Source organism: Streptomyces carminius (assembly GCF_002794255.1).
GTDB lineage: Bacteria > Actinomycetota > Actinomycetes > Streptomycetales > Streptomycetaceae > Streptomyces > Streptomyces carminius.
This window is the reverse complement of sequence record NZ_PGGW01000066.1, coordinates 1-25,647: the sequence shown is the minus strand read 5'-3', so window position 1 is coordinate 25,647 and position 25,647 is coordinate 1. Positions and strand designations below refer to the sequence as shown.

Below are 25,647 nucleotides of genomic sequence, written 5' to 3'. Positions count from 1 at the left end.
GCACAGGGGTCCGGACGTCCGCCCGGGACGTTCCGGACCCCTCTCCGTTTTCTCAGCTCTCTCAGCCTCACCCGTCCTCACCCGTCCGCCGCTCCTCGGTCTCGCCCCTCCCGGTCGTGCCCCCGGTGCTCTCCCGCTCCGCCCCCGGCCGTCCCGTGGGGCGCGCACCGCCTCCGGGCACCTCCTCACCACCGGTGTCAACCGGTATCGAACGGACGACGGCGGGTACCGGTGCACTCGTGGAAGGCTCTCGGGCCCCGGCCGGACACCGGCAGGGCCCGACCGGCGTCCGCGCAGCGGTGCCACCGGCGGTACGCCGCGAAGCACCGCGGCCGCGGGAAACGACGAGAGACGTGGAGATCGGAGTGACTGTGACGGAGTATCCGGGCGGCCAGGCTCCGGCGGGACGGGACGCACCGCCCCGCCCACGCCCGGTGTCCGGTCCCGGCGGCGAGTGGGAGCGCCCGGGGCCCCGGGACCATCACGAGGAGCCCGGGGAGCTGCCCCCCAACCGCACCCAGGCCATCCTGGAGGCCACCAAGCAGGTGGCCACCCTGCTCAAGGGCGCGGGGCACCCCTTCGCGCTGGCGGGCAGTGTCGCCGTGTACGCGCACGGCGGACCCGACAACCTCCAGCACGACGCCGACTTCTGCGTCCTGCCCGAGGACGCCGACGCGGTGGCCGCCACGCTGCGCGACGCCGGTCTCAAGGTGTACACACCTCCGGAGGACTGGCTGCTCAAGGCACGCTGCCTGGGACAGGACATCGACCTGATCTTCCGGCTGGCACGGCAGCCGGTGACCCGCGAACTGCTGGACCGGGCCGATCGGCTGTCCGTGGAGTCGGTGCACATGCCCGTGCTGTCGGTGACCGACCTGGTCGCCAGCCTGCTGACCGCCTTCACCGAGCACCACTGCGACTTCGGCGCCGTTCTGCCGATCGCCCGTGCGCTGCGGGAGAAGGTCGACTGGTCCCGGGTGCGGCGCGAGTGCGGCGCGGATCCGATGCCGGACGCCTTCCTCTACCTGCTGGAACGCCTGCAGGTCGTCAAACCGGAGGAGGACTCCCATGATGGACCGTGACGCCCGCCGGACCGGCTCCGGGGCCGGGGAAGGCTCCGGTGCCGGTGCCGGGAACACCGAGTACCGCATCGCCCATCTGCAGGAGCGGCTCGTCCGCGAGGAGATCGCCGAGCTGGGCATGCGTATCGAGTCCCGCGGCGACGCCGTCGTGGTCACCGGTACCGTCCCCACCGCCGAGTGCCGGGAGACCGTCGAGCGCGTCGCCCGGGAGGAGCTGGCCGGTGTGCCGGTACGGACCGACATCGTCGTGGCCGACGCCACCGCCCCCGACCGCCCGGAGGAACTCGCATGATCCGCATAGCAGCCGTCGGTGACATCCACATGGGACCGGACAGCGCCGGAGTGCTCCGCCCGGCCTTCGAGACCCTGCCCGAATGTGCCGACCTCCTGCTCCTCGCCGGTGACCTGACCCGGCACGGCACCCTGGAGGAGACCCGGGTGGTGGCCGAGGAGGTCTCCGGCCTGGGTGTGCCGGTGATCGCCGTACTGGGCAACCACGACCACCACGACGAGCGTCCGGAGGAGGTCACCGCCCTGCTGCGGGAGTCGGGCGTGACCGTCCTGGAGGGCGGGGGAACGGTCGTCGACGTGCGCGGGACACGGGTCGGCGTCGCGGGCACCAAGGGCTTCGGCGGCGGGTTCGCCGGGCGCTGCGGCAGCGAGTTCGGCGAGCGGGCCATGAAGGACTTCATCCGCTACACCCGCGGCTGCGCGGACGGCCTGCGGACCGCGCTGGAGGACCTGGGACGACAGGGCTGCGCCGTACGCGTCGCCCTGACGCACTTCTCCCCGGTGCCCGACACGCTCGCCGGGGAACCGCTGGAGATCTACCCCTTCCTGGGCAGCTACCTGCTGGCCGAGGCGGTGGACACCGCCGGTGCCGACCTGGCCGTCCACGGGCACGCCCACGCGGGTACCGAGCACGGCCTCACCAGCGGCGGGGTGAAGGTGCGCAACGTCGCCCAGCCGGTCATCCGCCGGGCCTTCGCCGTGTACCACCTGGAGTCCGGCACGGTGCGGGAGGGCCGCGACGCCGAGTCCCTGGCCCGGGCCGCCCACTGAGGCGCTGAAGGGGGCTCGGGTGCCCTCGGCCTTCGGCCTTCGGAACCGGGCCGGGAGGGGCCGGGGCCCGGGAAGGTGAGGAGGGGAGTGGGCGGGGAAGCGGGGTGGAGAGGAAGGAGCGGCCCGTGTCCGGCGTCACGGGAAGCACCGGAACCGGTTCTCCGGACGGAGAGGCCGGTGCCCGGCTCAGGCGGGTCGCCGCCGACGTCTTCGGCTGGTCCGAGCTGCGCCCCGGCCAGGCCGGTGCCATGGCGGAGGTGCTGCGGGGGCGGGACACCCTGGTGGTGATGCCCACCGGGGCGGGGAAGTCCGCCGTCTACCAGGTGCCCGCGGTGCTGCTGCCCGGTCCCACCGTGGTGGTCTCCCCGCTCATCGCCCTCCAGCGGGACCAGACCGAGGGCCTGCGGGGGAGCGACGCCCCCGACGCGGTCGCGATCAACTCCGACCAGGCCGCCGGTGAGACCGCCGACGCCTGGCGGGCCGTCCGCCGGGGGGACGCCGAGTACCTCCTGCTCTCCCCCGAGCAGCTCGCCAAGGACGAGGTGGTGGAGCGGCTGGCCCGGCTCTCCCCCTCCCTGTTCGTCGTCGACGAGGCCCAGTGCATCTCCTCCTGGGGTCACGACTTCCGTCCGGACTATCTGCGTCTGGGGCATGTGGTGCGGCGGCTGGGCCATCCCACCGTCCTCGCCCTGACCGCCACGGCGGCCCCGCCCGTCCGGGAGGAGATCGCCGACCGTCTGGGCATGGTCGACCCGGCGCGGATCGTCGCCGGTTTCGACCGGCCGAACCTCCGGCTGGAGGGACACCGCTTCACCGACGACGAGGACAAGCGGCGAGCCGTGGCGGAGCGGGCCGCCGCGGAGCCGGGCCCCGGCATCGTCTACACGGCCACCCGCAGGGAGGCGGAGGACTGCGCGGCCCGGCTGGTGGATCTCGGACTGTCCGCCGTCGCGTACCACGCGGGCATGCGCGCGAGCGAGCGCGCCCGGGTGCACGACGCGTTCCTCGGCGGCGAGCTGGACGTGGTGGCCGCCACCTCCGCCTTCGGAATGGGCATCGACAAGCCCGACGTGCGGTTCGTGCTGCACGCCTCCGTACCCGGCTCCCCCGACGCCTACTACCAGGAGATCGGCCGGGCGGGCCGGGACGGCGCCCCCGCGTCGGCCGTGCTGTACTACCGGCCCGAGGACCTGGGGCTGCGGCGGTTCTTCTCCGCCGGGAGCCCCGACCCCCGGGTACTGGCCGATGTCGCCGCCCGGATCCGGCGGCACGGCGGCCCGCTGCCCGCCGCGCGCCTGCGCGGGCGGACCGGTCTGTCGTCCGCCCGCCTCACCGCGGCCGTCAACCTGCTGGAGGAGGCCGGAGCGGTGACCACCGCCCCCGGTGGCGAGCTGCTGCCCGCCGGGAACGACTCGCCGCGCGAGGCCGCCGACCGCGCGGCCGAGGTCGCCGAGGCCCGGCGGAGGCTGGAACGGTCCCGGGTGGAGATGATGCGCGGTTACGCCGAGACCACCGGATGCCGGCGCCGCTTCCTGCTGGGCTACTTCGGCGAGGACTACGAGCCGCCGTGCGGCAACTGCGACAACTGCCTGCTGGAGCAGGAGCGGAAGCGGGAGCGGCAGGGGTTCGAGCGGCTGGAGCAGGAGCGGGAGCGGGAACACGGCGAGCGTGCGGGGGAACCGCCCCGGCCGCACGGGGCACGCTTCCGCACCGGGGCACGGGTGCACCACCGGGAATGGGGCGAGGGCCTGGTGATGAGCGAGGAGGAGGACCGGGTCACCGTCCTGTTCGACTCGGTGGGCTACCGCACCCTGTCCCTGACCGCCGTGACCGGACAGGAACTGCTCACCCTCGTCGAGGACCCGGCCACCGGGAACGACCGGTAGCGCGGCACCACCGGGTGCCCGCCGGCCGCACCGGGCGGCGGACGCGGCGTGAACCCGCCCGAGTCCTGAAGAGCGGCGCGTCGCCGGGCTGCCGGTCCGGGCGACGAGGCGGTCGGCGTGGCCGCCCGGCGATCCGCCCCTTCGGCCGCTCGGCCGGCAGCCGCCGGACAGTGCGGGCGGTTGCGGTTGCGGTCGCGGCACCGGCGCCGGTTGCCGTCCCGGTGTTCCCCGGCGCCGGTCACCGGGACACGGAGGTCTCGACGGAGAACACCGCGCCCTGCGGATCCCGGATGACCGCCAGCCGCCCCGTCGGTGTCCGGGCGGGGCCCTCGACCACCTCGGCTCCCAGGGCCCGCGCCTTCTCCGCCGTCGCGTCGACGTCGTGGACCCGGAAGTGGACGTGCCAGTGCGGCCGTACGCGCGGGTCCGGGGCGTCCTCCACCGCTCCGCCGCTGATGCCCGCCACGGTGCGCCCGTCGACGCGCAGGAGCACCCGGTCGTGTTCGTAGCGGATGTCGTAGCGTTCGGGGTCGGCCCGGTCCCAGCCGAAGACCTCCCCGTAGAAGAGGGCGGCGGCGAAGGCGTCCCGGGTGATCAGTTCCAGCCAGGCGGGGGCGCCGGGCCGGCCGCCCCCGCGCCACTCGGGGTCGGTGCCGCCCTCCCAGACCCCGAAGACCGCCCCTGCGGGATCGGCGGCCCAGGCCACCCGGCCCGAGCCGAACCCGACCGGCCCGACCGCGACGGTGGCACCGCGCTCCCGCACCCGGCCGGCGGCCGCGTCGACGCTGTCGGTGGCGAAGTACGCCGTCCAGGCGGTGAGGACCCGCAGGGTGTCCCGGGCCTCGCCCAGGCCGGCGACCGCCGTACCCCCGGCCAGCGCGACCATGTAGTGGCCGAGCTTCTGCGAGCCGGGGCGGTACCGCCAGCCCAGCAGTTCGCCGTAGAAGTGCTGGGCCGCCTCCAGACTGGGCACCAGCAGGGTGACCCAGCAGGGAATGCCCTGGGGGGCGCGCGCGGTCTCCGTCACTGCCGATCACCACACCGTATCTCGCCGTATCCCGCCGTATCCCGCCGTGCCGTCGTATCGCCGTGCCGCCGTGCGGCCCCCGGCACACGATGCTGCCCTCTCTCGGCGCCGCGCGAAAACCGGCGTCCACCAACCGGAGCAGTCCGGACGCCTCCGCCGGTCAGGGGCGGCGCCAGGAGTCGTCCGGCAGATGGGAACCGGCCTGCGGCCCCATCCGCAGCATCCCGCCGTCGACAGCCCAGGAGGCCCCGGTGACATAGGCGGCCTCCGGGCCCGTGAGGAAGGCGATCACGGCGGCCACCTCGCGTGCGTCACCCGGCCGCCCGGCGGGGATGCCCGGCCGGGGCTCGGTGGTCACGTCGGTGTCCTCCTGGCCGGTCATCGGGGTGGCGATCTCGCCGGGCGCGACGGAGTTGACGGTGATACCGGCCGCGGCCAGTTCCAGGGCCATGACCTGGGTGAGCAGGCCGAGCCCGCCCTTGGCCGCGCAGTAGGGCGCGGCGCCCACCCGCGGCTGGTGCTCGTGGACGCTGGTGACGTTGACGATCCGGCCGCCGTCCCCCTGCTCGATCATGCGGCGGGCCGCGCGCTGGGAGCACAGGAAGGGGCCCACCAGGTCGGTGTCCAGGACCTCCCGGACGGTGTCGAGGCCGATGTCGAGGAAGGGGGTGGCGGTGCCGGTGCCCGCGTTGTTGACCAGGACGTCGATCCTGCCCAGTTCGTCGGCGAGCCGGTCGACGGTGTCCGCCGCGCCGGGCAGCTCGGTGAGGTCCAGCCGTGCGACGACGGCCCGGCGGCCCTTCTCGCGCACCTCGGCGGCCGTGGCCCGGGCACCCTCCTCGTCCGTGTGCCAGGTGATGCCGACGTCCATGCCCCGCTCGGCCAGGCGCACGGCCGTGGCACGGCCGATTCCCGAGTCCGCCCCCGTGATCACGGCGGTCCGGGGGGTGAATGCGCCGGTTGCGCTCATCTGCTCTCCGTAGGTCGTCGGGCGGCCCGGAGGGAGCCGGAGCGGAACGGCCCGGCCCGGGTCCGGCAGCCCCGGTACCCCAGGGCCCGCGGCCGAAACGGGCGGGACGGGTGAGGCGGGCTGCGGTGAATTGCGGCAGGCTGCGGCGGACCGGGGCGGGCGGGCCCGGCGGCCGCCCGGGGCGCGCCGTCCGCTACGCGGTGGACGCGGCGCCGCAGCGCGCGGTGGACCCCCTCGGCACGTACCGGGCGGCGGGGGACCACCGCTCGGCGACCGGCCGTCCGTCGATCAGCTCCAGCGCCGACTCGGCGACCAGCACCCCGTACCGGTGCACGTCCACACTCATGGTGGTCAGCGGCGGCGAGGCGAGCCGGCACATGGTCGAGTCGTCCCAGGCGACCAGGCTGAGCCGCTCCGGTACCGCGATGCCCAGCTCCTTCGCCGCGGCCAGCCCCGCGACGGCCATCACGTCGTTGTCGTAGAGGATCGCGGTGGGCGCGTCCGGCCCGCGCAGCAGTGCCTTCGTCAGCCGCCCGCCCGCCTCCTCCGAGTAGTCGCCCTCGACGACGACCGGTTCGATGCCGGCCGCCCGGCAGCCCTCGGTCAGGGCCGCGGTACGGGCCCGGGTGTGCAGCAGGTTCGCGGGGCCGCCGACCCGCGCGATGCGCCGGTGACCGAGGTCCAGCAGCCGGGCGAGCGCCTCGTGCACCGGGCCGGCGTCGTCGGTGCGGACCACCGGCCCGGCCGTGCCGCTCCCGCCGCCGTCCGTACCGCCCGGCCCGTCCGCACCTCCCTCGCCGACCAGCACGGCCGGCAGCCCCAGCTCGCGCAGGACGGACGGCCGCCGGTCGCCGACGGTGCGGTTGACCACCAGGACCGCCTCGACCAGTTCCCGTGCCGCCCAGCGACGGTAGGCGGCGATCTCGGCCTCCTCGTCGGCCACGACGTGCAGCAGGACGGACAGACCGCGCTCGGCGAGGCGCTCCTCGATGCCCGCGATGAACTCCATGAAGAACGGCTCGGCGCCCAGCAGCCGCGCGGGGCGCGCGAGCACCAGCCCGACGGCTCCCGGAAAACCGGTGCTACCCATCGCTCATCCCCGCTCGTCCTCGCTCGGCCTCACTCGTCCCCGCTCGGCCCCCTCCGATCGGCCCGGTCCGGCTCCGCCCGTCCGCCGCGCCGCCCCGCGGCCGCTCAGGACCGTGCCGCCGGGGCGCTCAGGGCGTTGGCGGAACGGAGGACCAGCGGCCCCGTCAGCGCGGCCGGATCGACACCGGCCGCGGTGGTGACGGTGAAGGACCGCCGCTCCCCCGCCAGCATCGGCACCAGCATCTCGTCCACGACCGCGTCGGGCGCGACCCGGTCGGCCAGGATCGCCACGTCGCGCGCGAACGACGCGGCGTGCACGTCCACCCGATAACCGCCGGGCACCGCGACGGCCTCCGCCTTGAGCGGTTCGGGGTCGTACGCCAGCTCACGGTCCCCGACGAAGAGGTGCACGGCGCGTACGCCGCCCGCGGTGGCCACCAGCACCTCCTCCCGGGCGTCCGCCGGGCCGGTCAGCGGCGCGGCCAGGTCCGTCCGGGCGACCGAGCGGGCCGGGACGTCCAGGGTGAGCACGGTGCTCCGCAGCACGGTGCCCGCGAAGGTCTGCCGCTCCAGCCGCAGCTCACCGGTCCAGGGCTCGTCGTGGTCGTTGACCGCGAGCAGGACCCGGCGGCCGTCGCGGGGCTGCACGGTCAGCAGGCGGGGCGCGCAGGCGTGCCGCAGGCCGTACCACAGCGGCTTGGGGCGCCCGTCGCCGTCCACCGCGGCCCAGGAGGTGACCGGCCAGCAGTCGTTGAGCTGCCAGACGACCGCACCCGCGGTCCGCGGCCACCAGGAGCGGAAGTGCTCGATGCCGAAGGCGACCGCGCGTGCCTGGTTGAGCTGGGTGGCCCAGTGCCAGTCCTCGAACGTCCTGGGGGCGGGCAGGTGCGGGGCCATGCCGCGGTCCAGTTTGGCGTTGCCCTCCTCGGCCTTCTGGTGGAGCAGGAAGGCGGGCGAGGTGGGGGCCGGCGGCTCGTCGTGGATCCACTTCGTCAGGGTCGCCCAGGTCGGCGGGCCCTGGAAGCCGAACTCGGAGCAGAACCGCGGGATGTGGTCGCGGTAGTGGGTGTAGTCGACGCGGTTCCACACCTCCCACTCGTGGCGGGTGCCGTGGTCCTGGTCGTTGGGGTGGAGCCCGTCGATCGGGGCGCCGGGGCTGTAGGGGCTGTTGGCGCAGTAGAAGCGGGTCGGGTCGAGCTCGGCCACGATCGACGGCAGCAGTTCGGTGTAGTAGCGCAGGCCCCAGGTGCGGCCCTCGAGCTGCTCGGGCCAGCCCCAGTCCCGGAAGCCCCACATGTTCTCGTTGGCGCCGTTCCACAGCGCCAGGGAGGGGTGCGGGGTGAGGCGGGCGACGTTCTCCCGGGCCTCCGCCTCGACCTCGCTCCACAGCGGCTCCTCCTCCGGGTAGGAGGCGCAGGCGAAGGGGAAGTCCTGCCAGACCAGCATGCCGCGCTCGTCGCAGACGTCGTAGAAGTCCTCGGTCTCGTAGATGCCGCCGCCCCACACCCGCAGCAGGTTCAGATGGGCGCCGGCCGCCTGGTCCACCCGGTGCTCGATCCGCTCGCGCGTGACGCGGGTGAGGAAGTGGTCGTCGGGGATCCAGTTGGCGCCCTTGACGAAGAGCGGCCTGCCGTTGACGGTGACGGTGAAGGGGGTGCCGATCTCGTCGGGGGTGGTGTCCACGGTGACGGTGCGGAAGCCGACGCGGCGCCCGTAGGCGTCCAGCGGCTCCCCGGCGCCGGTGCGGCCGTCCGCCCCGAAGGCGGCGAGGGTGACAGCGAGGTCGTACAGGGGCTGGTCGCCGTGGCCGGCGGGCCACCACAGCCGGGCGCCGGGGACGGTGACGGTGACGACCGCGCTCGTCCCGCCCGCGGGCACGGTGACGCTTCCGGTGCGGCCGGCCACGTCGGCGGCCAGTTCCAGCGGGGTGTCCTCGCCCCGGCCGGAGCGTTCGACGTCGACATGGATCTCGGCGCGGCCGGTGCCGTCGGCGTCCACCGTCACCAGCGGACGCACCCGGGCCAGCCGGGCGGTGTGCCAGCGCTCCAGGCGCACCGGCTTCCAGATGCCCGCCGTCTGCAGGTCCGGGCCCCAGTCCCAGCCGAAGCTGCAGGCCATCTTGCGCACCATGTTGAAGGGGTGCGGGTAGACATGGGCGCGGCGGCCGAGCCGCCGCTCGGTCTCCTCGGCGTACTCCAGGGCGGAGCGGAAGGAGACGGCCAGTCGGTGGGAGCCGCCGCCGCGCAGGGCGTCGCGGACGTCGAACCGGTAGCCGCGGTGCATGTTGGCCGTGCTGCCGAGCGTCCTTCCGTCCAGCTCGACCGTCGCCACGGTGTCCAGGCCGTCGAAGACGAGGTCCACCCGTTCCCCGGGGGCGGGCGGGACGGCCTCGAAGGCGAGCTCGTACCGCCAGTCGGTGCGGTGCGCCCAGACCAGTTCCTCCTCGGTGCGGTCCAGGTAGGGGTCGGGGATCAGGCCGGCCGCCAGCAGGTCCAGATGGGCGCTGCCCGGCACGGTGGCCGGTACCGTCCGCCCCGCGACGCCCGTGGGAACCGGCCCGGCGGTCGCCGACAACTGCCAGCCGTCGTGCAGGGTTCGGCGGATCATCGGCGCTCACTCCTGGGTCGGCTCCGCCGGGCGGAGCGGCGGGCGGGGACGGGGGAAAGGAAGGGGGAAGGGGGCGGAAGAGCAGAGCGGGAGGGCGGGGACGGAGGGGACAGCCGGGAGGACCGGGATCACGGTCCGCGGTTCGCCGGAGGTACCGGCCGACGGCCGGTGGATTTCGCCGCCATGGGCCGGGTATCGTCGCCCGAGATTCTTACGCCACCGAACAAAGTAAGTCAACGGCACCTCCGGCCCCCGCCCGGCCAGGACGGAGACGCACCGTGGCACCGTGTCCCGCTCCCCCGCCCTCCTCCGGCTCCCCGGACCCCCCGGCTTCCTCCGGCGCCGCGTCCCCCGAGGTGACACAGTTGCGGGCGGCCGGCGTCGGCCTGGTGCTCGACCTGACCGGCGGCACCCTTCCCCGGGTACTGCACTGGGGTGCCGACCTCGGCGGTCTCGGTCCCGGGGAGCTGGCGGACCTCCGGCTCGCGCGGGCGCCCCAGCCCGTCGGCTTCCCGGTGGACGGCCCCGTCGAGGTGGCCGTGCTGCCCGAGCAGTCGGCGGGCTGGCTCGGCACCCCCGGTCTGGTCGGCAACCGCGGCGGGAGGGACTTCTCCACGGCCTTCACCGTCCGCGAGACGGAGCGGACGGCCGCCGGGCCCGCCCTCCCCGGTGCCGGGGAGGGCGGACGCGTCACCGTCCGCGCCCATGACCCCGCCGCCGGACTGGACCTGGAGCTGCTGATCGAGCTGACCCCCGCCGGGCTGGTGCGCCAGCGTGCGGCGGTCGTCAACCGCGGTTCCTCCCCCTTCGCCCTGGACGCGCTCCACCTCACCCTGCCGGTGCCCGCCGTCGCCACCGAGCTGCTGGACTTCACCGGGCACCATCTGCGCGAGCGCGGCCCGCAGCGCACCGCCTTCACCCAGGGGCTGCGGACGCGGGAGAACCGCACCGGGCGCACCGGTCACGACAGCGCCTACCTCCTCGCGGCGGGCACCGCCGGCTTCGGCAGCCGCTCGGGCGAGGTGTGGGCGGTGCACACCGCCTGGTCCGGCAACCACCGCACCTTCGCCGAGCGCACCTTCCACTCCGTCTCGCTGCTGGGCTCCGGCGAACTGCTGCTCTCCGGCGAGGTGGAACTGGCACCGGGCGAGTCCTACGCCTCCCCGTGGCAGTACGGCTCGTACGGGAGGGGCCTGGACGAGGTGTCCGCCCGCTTCCACCGCCTGCTGCGCGCCCGGCCGCGCCATCCCGCGGCTCCGCGGCCGGTCACGCTCAACACCTGGGAGGCCGTCTACTTCGACCACGACCTGACGCGGCTGCGCGCCCTGGCCGACGCCGCGGTGGCGGTGGGGGCGGAGCGCTTCGTCCTGGACGACGGCTGGTTCGGCGCGCGCCGCGACGACCGGCGCGCGCTGGGCGACTGGTACGTCTCGGACGAGGTGTGGCCCGGCGGCCTGCGACCGCTGACCGACCATGTGACCGGGCTGGGCCTGCAGTTCGGCATCTGGGTGGAGCCGGAGATGATCAGTGAGGACTCCGACCTCGCCCGCGCCCACCCCGACTGGATCATGGCCACCGGCGGGCGGCTGCCCCGCGCGGCCCGCCACCAGCAGGTGCTCGACCTGGCCCGCCCCGAGGCGTACGCGCACCTCCTGGCGCGTCTGGACGAGCTGCTGGGCACGTACCCGGTCTCCTACCTCAAGTGGGACCACAACCGCGACCTGGTGGAGGCCGGGCACCGGCCCACCGGCCGCGCGGGCGTGCACGGCCAGACGCTGGCGGCCTACCGGCTGCTGGACGAACTGCGCCGCCGCCATCCGGGGGTGGAGATCGAGTCCTGCTCCTCCGGGGGCGGACGGGTGGACCTGGAGATCCTCCGGCGCACCGACCGGGTGTGGGTCTCGGACTGCATCGACGCCCTGGAGCGGCAGAGCATCCAGCGCTGGACGAACGCGCTGATCCCGCTGGAACTGATGGGCACCCATGTGGGCGCCGGCACCGCGCACACCACCGGGCGCCGCCATCCGCTCGACTTCCGGGCGGGCACGGCCCTGTTCGGCCACTTCGGCATCGAGTGGGACCTGACCGCGGCGTCCCCGGGGGAACTGGCCCGGCTGGGCGAGTGGGTGGCCCTGTACAAGGAGGTGCGCGGCCTGCTCCACACCGGCACGGCCGTCCACGCCGATCATCCGGACCCCGCCCTCCGGCTGCACGGCGTGGTCGCCGCCGACGGCTCCGACGCGCTGTACGCCCTCGTCGCCACGGCCACCTCGGAGCTGTATCCGCCCGGGCCGGTCCGGCTGCCCGGGCTCGACCCCGGCGCGGTGTACCGCGTACGGCCGCAGCCCCCCGGCGACCTGCCCGACGGCAACCCCCACCACTGGGGCGTGCCCCTGCCGTGGTGGACGCCCGAGGGCGTACGCCTGCCGGGCCGGGTGCTGGCCGCCGCCGGCCTCCAGGCGCCGGTGCTCCACCCCGAGCGGCTGGTGCTGCTGCGCGCGACCCGGGTCTGATCCCCGGTGCCCGGGCCGCCGGGTGCCCCGGCCGGACGCGGCCACCGCCGCGCCCGGCCGGGATGGGACGTCCGGGCTTCCGGCCTCCTCCGGGGTGCGGGGAGGTGGCCGGCGGTCAAGGGGCGGGGTCGGCGGCCGTGTCCCCGGCTCCGGTCCGCGGTCCCGCGGTCCGGCCGTGCCCGGCGTCCCGGGAGTCCCCGGCGGCCCCGGAATCCCCGGCGTACAGCCAGCACTTGGCGTAGTGGTCGTGGCCCACCGCGAAGTCCTCCGGCATCCGTACGCAGATCTCCGTCGCCGCCGGGCACCGGTCCCGGAAGGTGCATCCGGGGTCGTTGCCGGGGAGGACGGGGCCGCCCGCCGGTTCCGGCACCGGCGCCCCGCCGGTCCGGTCGCGGCCGCGGGCCTCCGGGTCGGGCGCGGCGGCCGCCAGGATCCTGGTGTACGGGTGCCGGGGACCGAGGATCACCTCGTCCGCCGGTCCCCGCTCGACCACGCGCCCGCGGTACATCACCAGGATGTCGTCGGAGAAGTGCCGGGCGGTGGCGAGGTCGTGGGTGATGTAGAGGACCGCGAGGTCGTCCTCGCGCTGGAGGCGGGCGAGCAGGTTGAGCACGCCCAGCCGGATGGAGACGTCCAGCATGGACACCGGCTCGTCGGCGATGACGACCTGGGCGCCCGGTGCCAGGGCGCGGGCGATCGCCACCCGCTGGCGCTGGCCGCCGGAGAGTTCGTGGGGGCGGCGCCGCGCGATGTCGGGGGCCGGGGTGAGGCTGACGCGCTCCAGGAGCCGCTCGACCAGGCGGCGGGTCTCCTCCCCGCCCCTCGCCCGGCCGTGCAGTCTCAGCGGGCGGGCCAGATGGTGCTCGACGGTGTGGAAGGGGTTGAGGGAGGCGAACGGGTCCTGGAAGACCATCTGCACATGGTCGCGGTAGGCGCGGTCGCCCACCCGGCCGCCGTCGGGCGCGGTGGCGGTGATCTCCCCGGCGGTGGGTCTCTCCAGCCGGGCGATCATCCTCGCGACCGTGGACTTGCCCGACCCGGACTCGCCGACCAGGGCGACGGTCCGGCCGGGTGTCAGGGTGAAGGAAACGTTGTCAACCGCCCGGAGCCGGGACCGGCGCAGGCCGGAGCGCAGGGGGAAGTCCTTCACCAGACCGCGGACCTGAAGCCTCGTCATCGCGGACCCGCCTCCTTCGCTGTCGTCCCGGTCACTGTCGTCCCGGTGTGTCCGCGGGCACTGGCCTCCCCGGTGCGGACGAACGCGCCCCGCTCGCCGGTGAGGCTGGGGAAGGAGTCGAGCAGCTCGCGGGTGTACGGGTGCCGCGGCTGCCGGTGGAGCTCCTCGGCGGCGGCGTACTCGACCACCTCGCCGTCCCGCATGACGGCGATCCGGTCGCTCAGTTCCAGCAGCAGCGGCAGGTCGTGGGTGATCAGGACGACGGCGAAGCCGAGCTCGTCCCGCAGGCGCAGGATCTCCCCGAGGATGCCGCGCTGGACGACCACGTCGAGGGCCGTGGTGGGCTCGTCCATGATCATCACCTGGGGGTCGAGCAGCAGCGCCATGGCGATCATGACGCGCTGGCGCATGCCGCCGGAGAGCTCGTGCGGGAAGGAGTCCAGCCGCCGCGGGTCGACGCCCACCAGGCGCAGCACCTCGGCGCACCGCTCCTCGCGCTCCACCGCGGACGTCCCGGGCCGGTGCGTGGTGAGGACGTCCTCGAGCTGGGCGCGGACGGAGCTCACCGGGTTCAGGGCGTTCATCGCGCCCTGGAAGACCATCGACAGCTTCGACCAGCGGAAGGCCCGCAGTTCCTCGTCCCCCAGGGAGAGCAGGTCGATGTCCGTGCCGTCGCGGTCGTGGAAGACGACCGAGCCACCGGTCACCTCGGCCGGCGGCCGGTGGAGCCGGTTGACCGCGTACGCGAGGGTGGTCTTGCCGCAGCCGGACTCGCCGGCGAGACCGAGGATCTCGCCGCGGCCCAGCGTCAGCGAGACGTCCCTGACGGCGTGGGTGGGCGGCTCGCCCCCGTAGACCACGTTGAGGCCCTCGACGGTCAGGACGGCGTCACGGCCGGCGGCGTCACGCCGGAGCGCGGCCCGTTCGCGCCTCCGGCGGGCCGGTGTGTCGTCCCGGCGGGTGCGGCGGGTGCGGCGGGGCGGGGCGGGAGCGGTGCGCAGCCTGGGGTCGATGATCTCGTCGATGCTGAAGTTGATCAGGGCCAGACCGCAGCCGAACAGTGCGATGACCAGTCCCGGCGGGCCGAACCACCACCATGCCTCGTGCTGGAGCGCGAAGCCGTTCTGGGCGTGGAAGAGCATCTTGCCGAGCGTCTCGGAGTTGGATGCGCCCAGCCCCAGGAAGGACAGTCCGGCCTCGCTGAGGACGGCCAGGATGACGGCGAACACGAACTGCGAGGCCAGCAGCGGCAGCAGGTTGGGGAAGATCTCCACAGAAACGATTCGCCACGGTTTCTCGCCGGCCACCCGCGCCGCGGCGACGTAGTCACGGTTGCGCAGCGAGAGGGTCTGGGCGCGCAGCACCCGGGCGGAGGCCGCCCAGCCGGTGATCGCCAGCACCACCGCGATCGTCCACCAGCCGCGCTGCCGGACGGGCACGAAGCCGGCGATGACGATCACCAGCGGCAGTCCGGGGATCACCAGCATGACGTTGGAGAACAGGGAGAAGCCCTCGTCCACCGCTCCGCCGGCATAGCCGCCGACGACGCCGAAGAGCGCGGAGAGCGCGGTGGCCAGGACGCCCACCAGCAGGCCGATCTGCAGGGAGCCCCGGGTGGAGTGTGCCAGTTGGGCGAACACGTCCTGGCCGGTCTGGGTGGTGCCCAGCCAGAACTCCCCGCCGGGGGCCGTCATGCCGATGTCGCGGACCGTGCCGGGGTCACCCGTGAGCGGCGGCCCGAGGATCCCGAAGAGGACGATGGCGGCGACCAGGCCGAGGCCGGTGCCCAGCTCGGGCGACCGGCGCGGCAGCAGGGAGCGCCGGCCGCCGCCCCCGGTGCGCCGGGGCGCGGCCCCGGCACCGGTGGTCCCGACGGGGGTGTCCACCGCCGGGCCGTCCGGGACGGCTCCGGGTGGCGGGTCGATGTTGGTCACGGTGTCGGTTCCTCGCTGTCGGCGGCGCCGTCAGTGGCCGGCGCGGGTACGGGGGTCGATGAGGCCGTACAGCAGGTCCACGACCAGGTTGGCGCCCAGCACCGCCACCGTGATGACCAGGAAGATCCCCTGCATCAGGGCGTAGTCGTTGTTCTCCACGGCCTGCAGCAGCCTCATGCCGATGCCCGGGTAGGAGAAGACCTGCTCGGTGATGACCGAGCCGGAGACCACGAAGCCCAGGGAGATCGCGAAGCCGGCGACCGACGGCAGGACCGCGTTGCGGGCGGCGTAGCGGGTCATGACGCGGCCCTCGCGCAGCCCCTTGGCCCGGGCGGTGAGGACGTAGTCCTCCGACATCGTGGAGACCATCATGTTCCGCATGCCCAGCAGCCAGCCGCCGACCGAGGAGATCACGATGGTCAGGGCGGGAAGGACGCCGTGGTAGGCGGCGGAGGCGATGAACTCGCCGTTCCAGCCGGGGTCGAGGATCACGTCGTAGCCGCCGTTGACGGGGAACCAGCGCAGGGCCGAGGCGAAGACCGCGACCAGGATCAGCGCCAGCCAGAAGTAGGGCACCGCCGCCAGGACGGTGGTGGCCGGGACGAGCGAGTCGAGCCACGAGCCGCGCCGCCAGCCGACGACGGTGCCCAGACCGACTCCGAGCAGGAACGACAGCAGGGTCGCGATGCCCACCAGCACGATTGTCCAGGGCAGCGCCTCGGAGATGACCTCGGAGACCGCCGTCGGGAAGACGCTGACCGAGACGCCCAGGTCGCCGCGGAGCAGGCCGGCCAGGTACGAGAGGTACTGGCTGACCAGCGGGTCCCCGGTGTCGGTCCCGAGGAGGAGCTCGTAGGACCTGCGGACCGACGGGTCGGCCGCGCCGCCGCGCTGCTGCAGCTTCGCCATGAGGGTGTCCACCGGGTTGCCCGGCATCATCCTCGGGATGAAGAAGTTCAGGGTCAGTGCCGCCCAGAGGGCGACCAGGTAGAACCCGAGCTTCCGGGTGTAGTACCTCACCGTTGTCCGCCCGCCACTGTCCGCCCCTTCCCGGAACCGTCCACCGTGCCGCCGTCCCGCGCCGCGCCGCCGCCCCGCCGGGCCGTCAGCCCGCCGGCTTCAGCGCCTTGAAGATCTGCGCCTGGTCGGGACGGCTCCAGACCGCGGGAACGGCGTAGAGGTGGTACTCCGTCGGCCAGCCCTCGAACTTGGCGTCGTGGTACTCGCTGGTCACCCCGGCCGTGAGGATCGGGATGTAGGGCATGTCCGCCTCGATCCGGGTCTGGATCGCGTCGTAGTGCTTCTGCCGCTGCTCGGTCTCCTCCGGGGCGATCCCCTTGAGGGCCCGCAGCGCCTTGTCCACCCCCTCGTCGCTGTACCGGGCGAAGTTGGGGTTGGCCGTCTCGCCGACCCTCGCGGTCGTCTCGGTGCTGAAGAAGTAGCTGTAGAGGTAGAAGGGGTCGGGTGTCGGGCCCGGGTACAGCGCGTCGATCAGCAGCTGGTACTCGCCCCGGCCGCGGGCCTCGGACCACTCGTTCCAGGAGGACTGCCGGGCCGTCAGCTCGATGCCGATCGCCTTCATCTGCTCGGCCAGGGTGTCGACCGCGGTGATGTAGTCGGTCCAGCCGGAGACCACGTGGACGGTCATGGACAGCTTCCGGCCGTCCTTGGCGTAGATGCCGTCGGAGCCCTTGGCGTAGCCGGCGCCCTCGAGGATCCGCGCCGCCTCCGCGGTGTCGGGCTCCATCGGTGCCAGGGCCTCCCGGAGCTTCTCGGAAACGAGGTCCTCGGCGCTCTCCACCGAGGCGAAACCGGGCGAGATCTGGCTGAAGGTGTCCTGGTACGCCAGCGAGTTGAGCTGGGCGCGGTCCATGCCGTAGTAGATCGCCCGGCGCACCGCCGGGTCGGTCTGCGGTCCCTCGCAGCCCAGCTCGGTGTCGGCGCAGGTGATCAGGACGTTCTGATTGAGCGGGACCGTGACGGCCTGGTAGCCGGGGTAGTTCTTCTCGACGTTCTTGATGTCCGGGACCGGGCCGGTCTGCCAGTCGATCTTCCCGGCCGCCAGCGCGTTCGCGCCGGCCTGGTTGCCCGAGAGGGATACGTAGCGGACCTGCTTGAGCTCCGGTTCACCGTCCCAGTAGCCGGGGTTGGCCCGGAGCGTGAAGGCCTGCGGCTTGAACTCCTCCAGCGTGAAGGGACCGGTGCCCACCGGGTTCTGGACGGTGTCCTTGGCGGGGTTCTCGATGTCCTTCCAGATGTGCTCCGGGACGACGGAGATCTCACCGAGGACCTGCGGGCCCTCCATGTAGGCCGGCTCCGGGAAGGTGATCCTGACGTGGGTGTCGTCGACCGCCTCGGCCCTGCCCTTGTAGCCCGTGTTGTTGAGCGTCTTGTGCCGGGAGACCATGTCCAGCGTGAACACCACGTCGTCCGCGGTGAACTTCTCGCCGTCCGACCATGTGACGTCGTCCCGAAGGGTGACCGACAGCTCGGTGCCGTCGTCGTTCCAGGCGTACTCGGTGCCCAGCAGCGGCTTGGCGGGCTCGTCGCGCACCTGGTTGAAGTAGAACAGCGACTCGAAGATCGTGCCCTGTCCCTCGTTCATGGTCGGCGAGAACGGGTTGAAGTTCCGCTGGTAGTCGCCCGCCTGCCCCGAGAAGACCACCAAGGTCTCGTCCTGGGCGCCACTGCCGCCGCCCGACCCGGAGCAGGCCGTGGCTAACAGCGCGATCACGGCCGCCCCGGACGCGGCCGCACGCGCGCGGCGGCGTCTTGCTTGCAGGAACATGATGGGGGGATCCTCTCGTGGCTGGAGGGGCGCGTCGGTGTGCCGTTCGCCCGCCTTCCGGCGGGTGGGTTCGCTGACGTGGGGGTGATTGTTAAGTCACCGAAGAAAGGAAGTCAATACTTCTGCCGGCCCCTCACCACAGCCGCACAGGAGGGACCGTGCCCCGGGGAAACAGCGGCCCGGGTCCGTGCCGGAGCGCGGTGGAGAGCACGCCGGACCGGTGGCGGCCGGGCCCGTCCCGGGGCTCCGCCACCGCACGGCGGCGGGAGCCCGCCCGGCTTCGGCGGCCGAATAGACTGAGTTCCGGGTGGGTGCGGCACGGACCGCGGCGACGGCGCGGACGCCCCGGCGGGGCACGGGCGGAGGGACCAGTGAGCGGACCGGCACGGGCCACGGCTCACGCGAACAGCAGGGCGGCCGTGCTCGACGTGATCCGCGCGGCGGGCACCATCAGCCGGGTCGGCCTCGTCAACGCGACCGGGTTCACCGGTGCGACGATCTCGACCGTGGTGCGCCGCCTGATCGACGACGGTCTCGTGGTGGAGACGGGGCGCGCGGAGTCCACCGGCGGAAAGCGCCGGGTGCTGCTCCAGCTCGACCAGTCGTCCCGGTACGCGGTCGGAGTCCATCTCGATCACGCCGGACTCACCTACGTCCTGACCAATCTGGGCGGTTCGGTGCTGGCCCGGATGACCAGGGCGGGCGCGGGGGCCGAGGCCCCTTCCGCGGTCGTCACGCGCATGGCCGGCGAGGTGGACGCGCTCATCGACGGCGCCGGCGTCCGGCGCGGGCGGGTGCTCGGCCTGGGCCTGGTCTCCCCCGGCCCCCTCTCCCCCGCCAGCGGGATGCGGCTGACCCCGCCCCTGATGCGGCACTGGGGAGACTTCCCGCTCGACCGCGCCCTGCAGGAGGCCACCGGGCTGCCGGTGATCTCCGACAACGACGCCACGGCCGCGGCCCTGGGCGAGCACTGGTCCGGCGGGACCGGCGGCCCCTCGGCCCTCGCGGCCCTGTACATGGGGACCGGAATCGGCTCCGGACTGCTGATCAACGGCATCCCCTATCGCGGCGCCGGCGGGAACGCGGGCGAGATCGGCCACAGCTGTCTGGACATGGAGGGCCCCGAGTGCTGGTGCGGGGCCCGCGGCTGTGTCGAGGCGCTGGCCGGTCCCGCCGCGGTCGTGGCCGCCGCCCGCGCCGACGCGGGACTCGCCCGCGCGGCCGGGCTGGCCGCCGACTCCCCCGCCGGCCGCCCGCCGTCCGTGATCGCGGACTTCGCGGCGGTCACCCGGGCCGCGCGGCGCGGCGAACCGGGGGCCCGCGCCCTGCTGGAGCGTTCGGCGCGCTGCCTCGCGGCGGCCGCGCGCACACTCGCCAACGTCATGGACCTCGAACTGCTGGTCCTCACCGGTCCCAGCCTGGCGATCGCGGGCTCGGTGTACCTGCCGGTGGTACGGGAGGAGCTCGACCGCGCCTTCTCGCGCGCGACGCACCCGGTGGCCGTCCGGCTCTCCCGGTCGGCCGCCACCGCCCCCGCGATCGGCGGTGCGGCCATGGTGCTGCAGTCGGAACTCGTACCGCTGCGCCAGGGGCCGCGGCTGCCGGAGAACCTGGCCGACGCCGAACCGGCCCCGGTACAGCCGTCGGGCATCTGACCCCTCCTGCCCCGCGGTGCCGGGCCGGCCCGGCGGGACGGGCTTCCGCCCCGCACCCGCCGGCCCGGCACCGACGGTCACCCCGGTCCTCAGACCGCGGTGACCCTGATCTCCTCGCCGCGGGCCGTGCCCTGCGGCGTGCGCGCGAACAGCGAGCCCAGCGCCCAGGCGCCGGGCCCGATGAAGGCGATCAGGAGGAAGGCCCAGGAGAACATCGCGGCCGCCTCCCCGCCGTTCTGGATGGGGAAGAGCGCCTCCGACTGGTGCTCGATGAAATAGGCGTACGCCATCGAGCCGGAGCAGATCACCGCGGCGGTCCGGGTGCCGAGGCCGAGCATCACCAGCACGCCACCGACGAGCTGGATGGCCGCCGCCCACCAGCCGGGCCACTGACCGACCTCGGGGACCGCTCCGCCGTGCGGGCCACCGAGCACGTCGAACAGCGTCGCGGCACCGTGGCAGGCGAACAGCAGTCCCACCACCATGCGATAGACACCGAGCACCTGGTCCTTGTACCTGTCAGTCGTTCCCATGGGGTGTCCCCTCTCTGCGGTTGCCTGGATTCCCGTGCCGCTGTTCACCGGGCGTTCACCCCGGGGGCCGCCATCGCCATGTCGTAGGCGAGCTGCGGCAGGAACTGCCCGGCCGGCCCCGCGCAGCCGTCCGCCTCGCCGGGGAGCTTGACCCACAGGAAGGCGTCGATCCGGTCGTCACCGGTCTGGTCGGTGGTGGGGGTGCCGATCGCCCGGCCGGGCGGGTCGCACCACTCCCCGTCGAAGGCGGGACCGTTGCCGTTGCGGCTGGTGTCGACCACCGCGTTCAGTTCCGGGGAGCCGATCGCGTCCAGGACCGCCTTGGCGTAGGCGACCTCGTCCTCGGTGCGGTTGTAGTTGGAGACGTTGGTGGAGATGCCGTCGGCGCTGTCGGTGATGCCCGACGCGACCAGCCGGGAGGCCATCTCGGCCGGCTGGAGCCAGCGCGAGTGTGCGGCGTCGAAGTACACCTTCGCCTCGGCGGAGGCGGCCTTGAGGGCCCGGCCCGCGTAGGCCATCGACTCCCGGGTCTGGGCCTGCTGGTCGGGGCTCTGGCAGTTGGACATCAGCGCCAGCACGTCCGGCTCGACGACGACGGCCGCCGGGCGGCCCTCCAGTCCGGCGGCGAGTTCGTCGATCCACTGCCGGTACGCGGAGTGGCTGGACGCGCCGCCGCCGCTGGCACCGCCGCAGTCGCGGTTGGGCATGTTGTAGACCACCAGGATCGGCACCTTGCCGGCCTGGGCGGCGGCCGTGACGAGCGCGTTCACCTCGGCACGGACCTCACCGGTGTTGGTCGTGGTGAACCACTGTCCCTGGGGCACGGCGGCGATCCGGCCACGGATCGTGTCGGCCCGTGAGTCGCCGGGGTTGGCCAGCGCCCAGCGGGCGGCCTGTGTGTCGGGGTTGACGTAGTACGGCGAGTCGGCCGCCTGGGCGACGGTTCCCGGTAACAGCGTCGCCGCGACGGCGGCCACCGTGGTGGCGGCCGCCAGCGCGAACACCCGGCTCGCCCGGGGGAGGATCTTGCGGAGCATGCGTACTCCTCGGTGGGGGGTCACTGAACGTCGCCGCAGGGCGACGCAACGCGCCTCCGGGCCCCGCCCCGGCCCTTCGCACACCGACACGGACAGTGGGGGTGTCCATGTCATACAAAGGGCCGGGGCGGCGACCGGGAGGCCCGGGGGCACGCCCGCCGGACCAGTGGTGCGGGGCCGCAGTGGACGCCGACCGTCGGCCACCGACCACCGATCCGGAGTGTGTGATCTGGAACACATGATGGGAGCGCTCCCATAGAGCGTAGTCGCGCTGAGTGCATCGTCAAGAGGAACCGGCCGGTAGATGAACGGCAGGCGTCCTGACGCACAGCCGCCTCGCTGCGCCGGGGGCTCCCGCGGCCGGGGAGCCGCCTCGCGGACTCCAGCCCCGTCCGGCCATGGGAGCGCTTCCATAAAGATCCCCGGGAAGAGCGCACCGACCGGGCGGGCCGGGCACGGGAGTCCGTGGAACGCACCCGCCGCCCCGAAACCCCCGGAACCCCCGGAACCCCCGAAACCGGAGAGGGGAATTCTCGCCGGAGCGGGGACGACCTCCCCGCTCCCCCGGCGGTCACGAGCGGGTGAACCGACCTCCGGGCCCGGAGGCCGGTTCACCCGCGGTATTCGATTCCGTTCCCGAAATCACGGGTCGTCCGGTGGTTCGGATTCTCCGGGCCGTTCCCCGGGAGAGGCGAACCGGCAGCGGCGGAATTCCCCGGCCGCCCTCGCCGGGCCCCGCCCCCGGGCCGACCGCTCCCACCGGACAACCCGTACCTGCCTGCCGCTTCCCGACATCCCGGTGTCCGGCGGACACCGGCGCGGCGGAGGCCACCGGCCGCGCGCCGCGCGCCGCGTTTCCCGCACCGCCCTTGTAATGGGAATACGGCCGGTGCAGGGTGGCCGTCACCGTCGGCCGGCCTTCCGGCTGGATTTCTCACCGATTCCGGGTACAGGGACCACACTCGGACATGGAGGTTGATTCGTGGAAGCAATCGATCCCGCGTACGGCACCACCGTACTGCTGCTGATCGCGGCAGGTGCCGTGGCTCTGCTGCTGTTCCTGATCATCAGGGTGAAACTGCACGCCTTCGTGTCGCTGGTGCTGGTGAGCGTGGTGACCGCGCTCGTGGTCGGCTTCCCGCTGGCCGACATCCCCGACGTACTGATGTTCGGTTTCGCCGACACCATCGGATCGGTCGCCCTGCTGGTCGCGTTCGGCGTGATGCTCGGCCGCCTGCTGGAGATCACCGGCGGCGCCCAGGTACTGGCCGACACCCTGATCGGCCGGTTCGGGGAACGCCGCGCACCCCTCGCCCTCGGGGTGGCCGCGCTCATCTTCGGCTTCCCGATCTTCTTCGACGCCGGCCTGGTGGTGTTCCTGCCCATCATCCTGACCGTGGCCCGGCGCTTCGGCGGTTCCCTGCTGCTCTACGCCCTGCCCGCGGCCGGTGCCTTCGCGGCCATGCACGCCCTCGTCCCGCCCCACCCGGGACCGGTCGCCGCCGCCGAGGTGCTCGGCGCGGACATCGGGCTCACCCTGCTGGTCGGCATCCCCGTCGCGGTGCTGGCGTGGTACGTCGGTGTCCTGCTGGTCTCCCGCTTCCTCGGCGCCCGCATCCAGGTCTCGCTGCCCGACCTGGTCTTCGGTGAGGCACGGGACGACCGCGGCCGCGCCGCCGGGGACCAGGAGGGCCGCGGGGACACCGCCGGCAGCGGTGACGGTGGCGGTGGCGCGAACGAGCAGAGCGGAGCGGCCCTCGCGGTCGAGGCCGGCGAACGGCTCGGTGACCGGCCCCCGGCCTTCGGCACGGTCCTGGGGCTGCTGCTGGTACCGCTGGTCCTGATCTCCTTCGACACCGTCCTGAGCACACTCGTCACCGCCGGCGCCATCGACGAGGGCGAGGACTGGGCCGAGTTCCTGAGCCTGCTGGGCTTCACCCCGGTGGCCCTGCTGATCACCGTGGTCGTCGCCATCCTGGTGCTGGGGCGGCCCCGTACTTCGATGAGCCGGGTCAGCGACATCGTCGACGGCGCCCTGGGGCCGATCTGCGCCATCATCCTGATCACCGGCGCGGGCGGCATGTTCGGCGGTGTGCTGGAACTCTCCGGGATCGGCGCCGCCCTCAGCGACTCCCTGTCCGGCCTGGGCATGTCGCTGATCGTCCAGGCGTTCGTGATCGCCACCCTGCTGCGCGTCGCCCAGGGCTCGGCCACGGTCGCCCTGACCACCGCGTCCGGGCTGCTCGCCGGCTCGGCGGCGGAGGCCGGCCTGAGCGATTTCCAGCTCACCCTGCTGGTGGTGGCCATCGCGGCGGGAGCCACCGTGCTGTCCCATGTGAACGACTCGGGGTTCTGGCTGGTGAGCCGCTTCTTCGGGATGGACGTCAAGACGACCCTGAAGACCTGGACCGTGATGGAGACGACCCTCGGTCTGTCGGCGTTCGTGATCGCGCTCGGCCTGTGGGCGGTCGCATGACCCCTCCCCGGGCGCCCCGGGCACCCCGAGCGCCCTGCCGGACCTCCCGCATGGTTTCCGCCCGGGGAGGGGGGTACCCGCTTCTTCTCCGGTACGACCCCGGCACGCCCTCGGCGCCGCCATGCGTACAGGCTCCGGTCGGGGTTGAATGACCGGGAACAGCGTTGCACTTCCCGGATCGAGGCAACCGAGTGAATCCGACCAGGCACCCCTCCGGCCCGGCGCCCTCGCCCGGCGGTGCGGTCGCGTTCGTGCTGGACGGAGAGGGGACCGTGCTGCAGTGCACGGGCACCGTACTCGACCTGACCGGTTACTCCGCCGACGAGGTCCGCGGCGGGCCCGCCGCGGACCTCGTCGTCGGCCCGGCACCGTGGAGCAGACCGCCCGGCGGCGCCCCCGCGGGGCCGTGGACGGTCCGCACCGTCCTGCGCCACCGGAACGGCACACCGGTCCAGGTGGACGCCGAGGTGCTGCCGCTGTCCGACGGGCCCGAGGCGCGGTTCCTGCTCTGTGCCGCCCCCTCGGTCGTCGGACAGCGCTGGACCGAGGACCGGGCGCTGATCCGTGCCCTGTTCAACCAGTCCCGCATCGGGCTGAGCATCCACGGCACCGATCTGGTGGCGGTCCGCACCAACCTCAGCCCCGAGTGCTTCGGTGTCCCCGGGGCCGTCCCCGGGGACCGGCCGCCGCGCGTGACGCTGGAGGAGGCCCTGGTTCCGGAGGACGCCGCGGCGGTCCGGGAGCGGCTGCGGCTGGTGCTGGACACCGGCGAGCCGCTGATCGACTGGGAGCACTCGGCACGGCGGCTGCGCTTCCCCGAGCGGGAGCGTGTGCTGTCCCTGTCCGCCTTCCGGCTCCAGGACTCCCGGGACCGGGTCATCGGGATCGCCGTGGTCTACACCGACGTCACCGAGCAGTTCGCCGCCCGGCGGCGGCTGGCGCTGCTGCACGCCGCCGCCACCCGGCTGGGCCAGACGCTGGACCTCGCCCGCAACGCCGAGGAGCTGGTGGGGATCCTCGTGCCGGACTTCGCCGACCTGGCGTCCGTGGACCTGGTCGAGGCGATGTTCCAGGGACAGGAGCCGAAGCCCTTCGCCGCCGGGATCCGGCAGCGCCGGACCGCGGTGGCCTCGGCCGACGGCGTCTGGCCGGCCGGGATGTACCCGCGCGGGCAGGTGTTCGCCGCCCGGGAGACCGAGGACAGGCTGATGCCCGGCACGGGCTCCATCCTCCTGCCCGACCTGCGCCGGGCGGAGCGGATCGTCGGCATCGACGAGAGCTGGCGCCGGCTGGCGTTCCCGGAGACGGCGGCCTCGGCGCTGATCGTCCCGCTGTGGGCCCGGGGCCACGTGCTGGGCCTGCTGGGCCTGTGGCGCACCCGGGACCGCCTCCCCTTCGCCGAGAGCGACGTGCCGCTGGCCGAGGAGATCGGCTCCCGGGCCGCGCTGAGCCTGGAGAACGCCCGGCGCTACACCGCCGAGCTGCGCACCGTCGAGAGCCTCCAGCGCAGCCTGCTGCCCCCGGAGGGCGCGGACCTCGGCGCGGCCGAGTCGGCGGGCAGCTACGTCCCGGCCGGCACCGCGGCGGGACTGGGCGGCTGCTGGTACGACGTCATCCCGCTGTCCTCCGCCCGGGTCGCCTTCGTCATCGGCGACGTGGCCGGACACGGACTGGCCGCCACCGCCACCATGGGCCGGCTGCGCACCGCCGTGCAGACCCTGGCCGACCTGGACCTCTCCCCCGAGGAACTCCTCACCCACCTGGACGACCTCGTCGTCCGCCTCTCCGCCACCGAACCGCAGCCGGACCGG

The 25,647-nt window shown here is 73.9% G+C and carries 18 protein-coding genes; 8 read left to right on the top strand and 10 right to left on the bottom strand.

Annotated elements, in window-relative coordinates; genetic code table 11:
* Positions 1-371 precede the first annotated feature (371 nt).
* The 4 genes from CUT44_RS23255 to CUT44_RS23240 all read left to right on the top strand — a co-directional run bounded on the left by CUT44_RS23255 (position 372) and on the right by CUT44_RS23240 (position 4,030).
* The gene (locus tag CUT44_RS23255) at positions 372-1,082 is read left to right on the top strand and encodes a nucleotidyltransferase family protein (protein WP_408646786.1); all 711 of its coding nucleotides are present in this window, start codon (positions 372-374) and stop codon (positions 1,080-1,082) included.
* Entirely contained in the window at positions 1,069-1,374 is a 306-nt protein-coding gene (locus CUT44_RS23250) for a BON domain-containing protein (RefSeq protein WP_233221594.1), read from the top strand. The genes CUT44_RS23255 and CUT44_RS23250 overlap by 14 nt, the downstream gene beginning before the upstream one ends.
* On the top strand, positions 1,371-2,144 hold the full coding sequence (locus tag CUT44_RS23245) for a metallophosphoesterase family protein (protein ID WP_100203889.1): 774 nt from the start codon (positions 1,371-1,373) through the stop codon (positions 2,142-2,144). The genes CUT44_RS23250 and CUT44_RS23245 overlap by 4 nt, the downstream gene beginning before the upstream one ends.
* Before the next feature lie 125 nt (positions 2,145-2,269).
* Entirely contained in the window at positions 2,270-4,030 is a 1,761-nt protein-coding gene (locus tag CUT44_RS23240) for a RecQ family ATP-dependent DNA helicase (RefSeq protein WP_269846212.1), read from the top strand.
* Positions 4,031-4,268: 238 nt separating this feature from the next.
* On the opposite strand, the gene CUT44_RS23235 is transcribed toward CUT44_RS23240, so the two are convergent.
* From CUT44_RS23235 to CUT44_RS34585, 4 genes are all read right to left on the bottom strand, one after another.
* Positions 4,269-5,057, bottom strand: a complete 789-nt coding sequence (locus CUT44_RS23235; RefSeq protein ID WP_233221593.1) for a VOC family protein — start codon at positions 5,055-5,057, stop codon at positions 4,269-4,271.
* Between the two features lie 160 nt (positions 5,058-5,217).
* Positions 5,218-6,027 (bottom strand): SDR family oxidoreductase, encoded by an 810-nt coding sequence (locus CUT44_RS23230; RefSeq protein WP_100203888.1) that lies wholly within the window; start codon positions 6,025-6,027, stop codon positions 5,218-5,220.
* Positions 6,028-6,220: 193 nt separating this feature from the next.
* Positions 6,221-7,117: a LacI family DNA-binding transcriptional regulator gene (locus CUT44_RS23225; RefSeq protein ID WP_100203887.1), complete on the bottom strand. Its 897-nt coding sequence runs from the start codon at positions 7,115-7,117 to the stop codon at positions 6,221-6,223.
* Positions 7,118-7,221: 104 nt separating this feature from the next.
* Positions 7,222-9,723: a glycoside hydrolase family 2 protein gene (locus CUT44_RS34585; RefSeq protein WP_100203886.1), complete on the bottom strand. Its 2,502-nt coding sequence runs from the start codon at positions 9,721-9,723 to the stop codon at positions 7,222-7,224.
* A 356-nt stretch (positions 9,724-10,079) separates the two neighbouring features.
* Between CUT44_RS34585 and CUT44_RS23215 the strand changes: the two genes are divergently transcribed.
* On the top strand, positions 10,080-12,236 hold the full coding sequence (locus CUT44_RS23215) for an alpha-galactosidase (RefSeq protein WP_100203885.1): 2,157 nt from the start codon (positions 10,080-10,082) through the stop codon (positions 12,234-12,236).
* Positions 12,237-12,351: 115 nt separating this feature from the next.
* On the opposite strand, the gene CUT44_RS23210 is transcribed toward CUT44_RS23215, so the two are convergent.
* From CUT44_RS23210 to CUT44_RS23195, 4 genes are all read right to left on the bottom strand, one after another.
* Positions 12,352-13,413, bottom strand: coding sequence for an ABC transporter ATP-binding protein (locus tag CUT44_RS23210; RefSeq protein WP_100203884.1), 1,062 nt, complete (start codon positions 13,411-13,413; stop codon positions 12,352-12,354).
* Complete coding sequence (locus tag CUT44_RS34930; RefSeq protein WP_408646782.1) at positions 13,410-15,347, bottom strand: dipeptide/oligopeptide/nickel ABC transporter permease/ATP-binding protein; 1,938 nt, start codon at positions 15,345-15,347, stop codon at positions 13,410-13,412. Before CUT44_RS34930 ends, CUT44_RS23210 begins: the two co-directional genes overlap by 4 nt.
* A gap of 30 nt (positions 15,348-15,377) precedes the next feature.
* A complete protein-coding gene (locus tag CUT44_RS23200; protein ID WP_100203883.1) occupies positions 15,378-16,367 on the bottom strand; it encodes an ABC transporter permease in 990 nt (329 codons plus the stop codon).
* A gap of 85 nt (positions 16,368-16,452) precedes the next feature.
* Positions 16,453-18,135, bottom strand: a complete 1,683-nt coding sequence (locus tag CUT44_RS23195) for an ABC transporter substrate-binding protein (RefSeq protein ID WP_100203882.1) — start codon at positions 18,133-18,135, stop codon at positions 16,453-16,455.
* A 371-nt stretch (positions 18,136-18,506) separates the two neighbouring features.
* On the opposite strand from CUT44_RS23195, the gene CUT44_RS23190 reads away from it, so the two are divergent.
* Complete coding sequence (locus CUT44_RS23190) at positions 18,507-19,790, top strand: ROK family transcriptional regulator (protein WP_100203881.1); 1,284 nt, start codon at positions 18,507-18,509, stop codon at positions 19,788-19,790.
* Between the two features lie 89 nt (positions 19,791-19,879).
* Here CUT44_RS23190 and CUT44_RS23185 read toward each other — a convergent pair whose 3' ends face one another.
* Positions 19,880-20,323, bottom strand: coding sequence for a DoxX family protein (locus tag CUT44_RS23185; protein WP_100203880.1), 444 nt, complete (start codon positions 20,321-20,323; stop codon positions 19,880-19,882).
* Between the two features lie 44 nt (positions 20,324-20,367).
* Positions 20,368-21,360: a glycoside hydrolase family 6 protein gene (locus CUT44_RS23180; protein ID WP_100203879.1), complete on the bottom strand. Its 993-nt coding sequence runs from the start codon at positions 21,358-21,360 to the stop codon at positions 20,368-20,370.
* Positions 21,361-22,342: 982 nt separating this feature from the next.
* Between CUT44_RS23180 and CUT44_RS23175 the strand changes: the two genes are divergently transcribed.
* Both CUT44_RS23175 and CUT44_RS23170 read left to right on the top strand, forming a co-directional pair.
* Complete coding sequence (locus CUT44_RS23175; RefSeq protein ID WP_100203878.1) at positions 22,343-23,836, top strand: GntP family permease; 1,494 nt, start codon at positions 22,343-22,345, stop codon at positions 23,834-23,836.
* A gap of 191 nt (positions 23,837-24,027) precedes the next feature.
* Positions 24,028-25,647 (top strand): PAS domain-containing protein (locus tag CUT44_RS23170; RefSeq protein WP_158239653.1); only part of this gene is annotated, 1,620 nt, incomplete at its 3' end.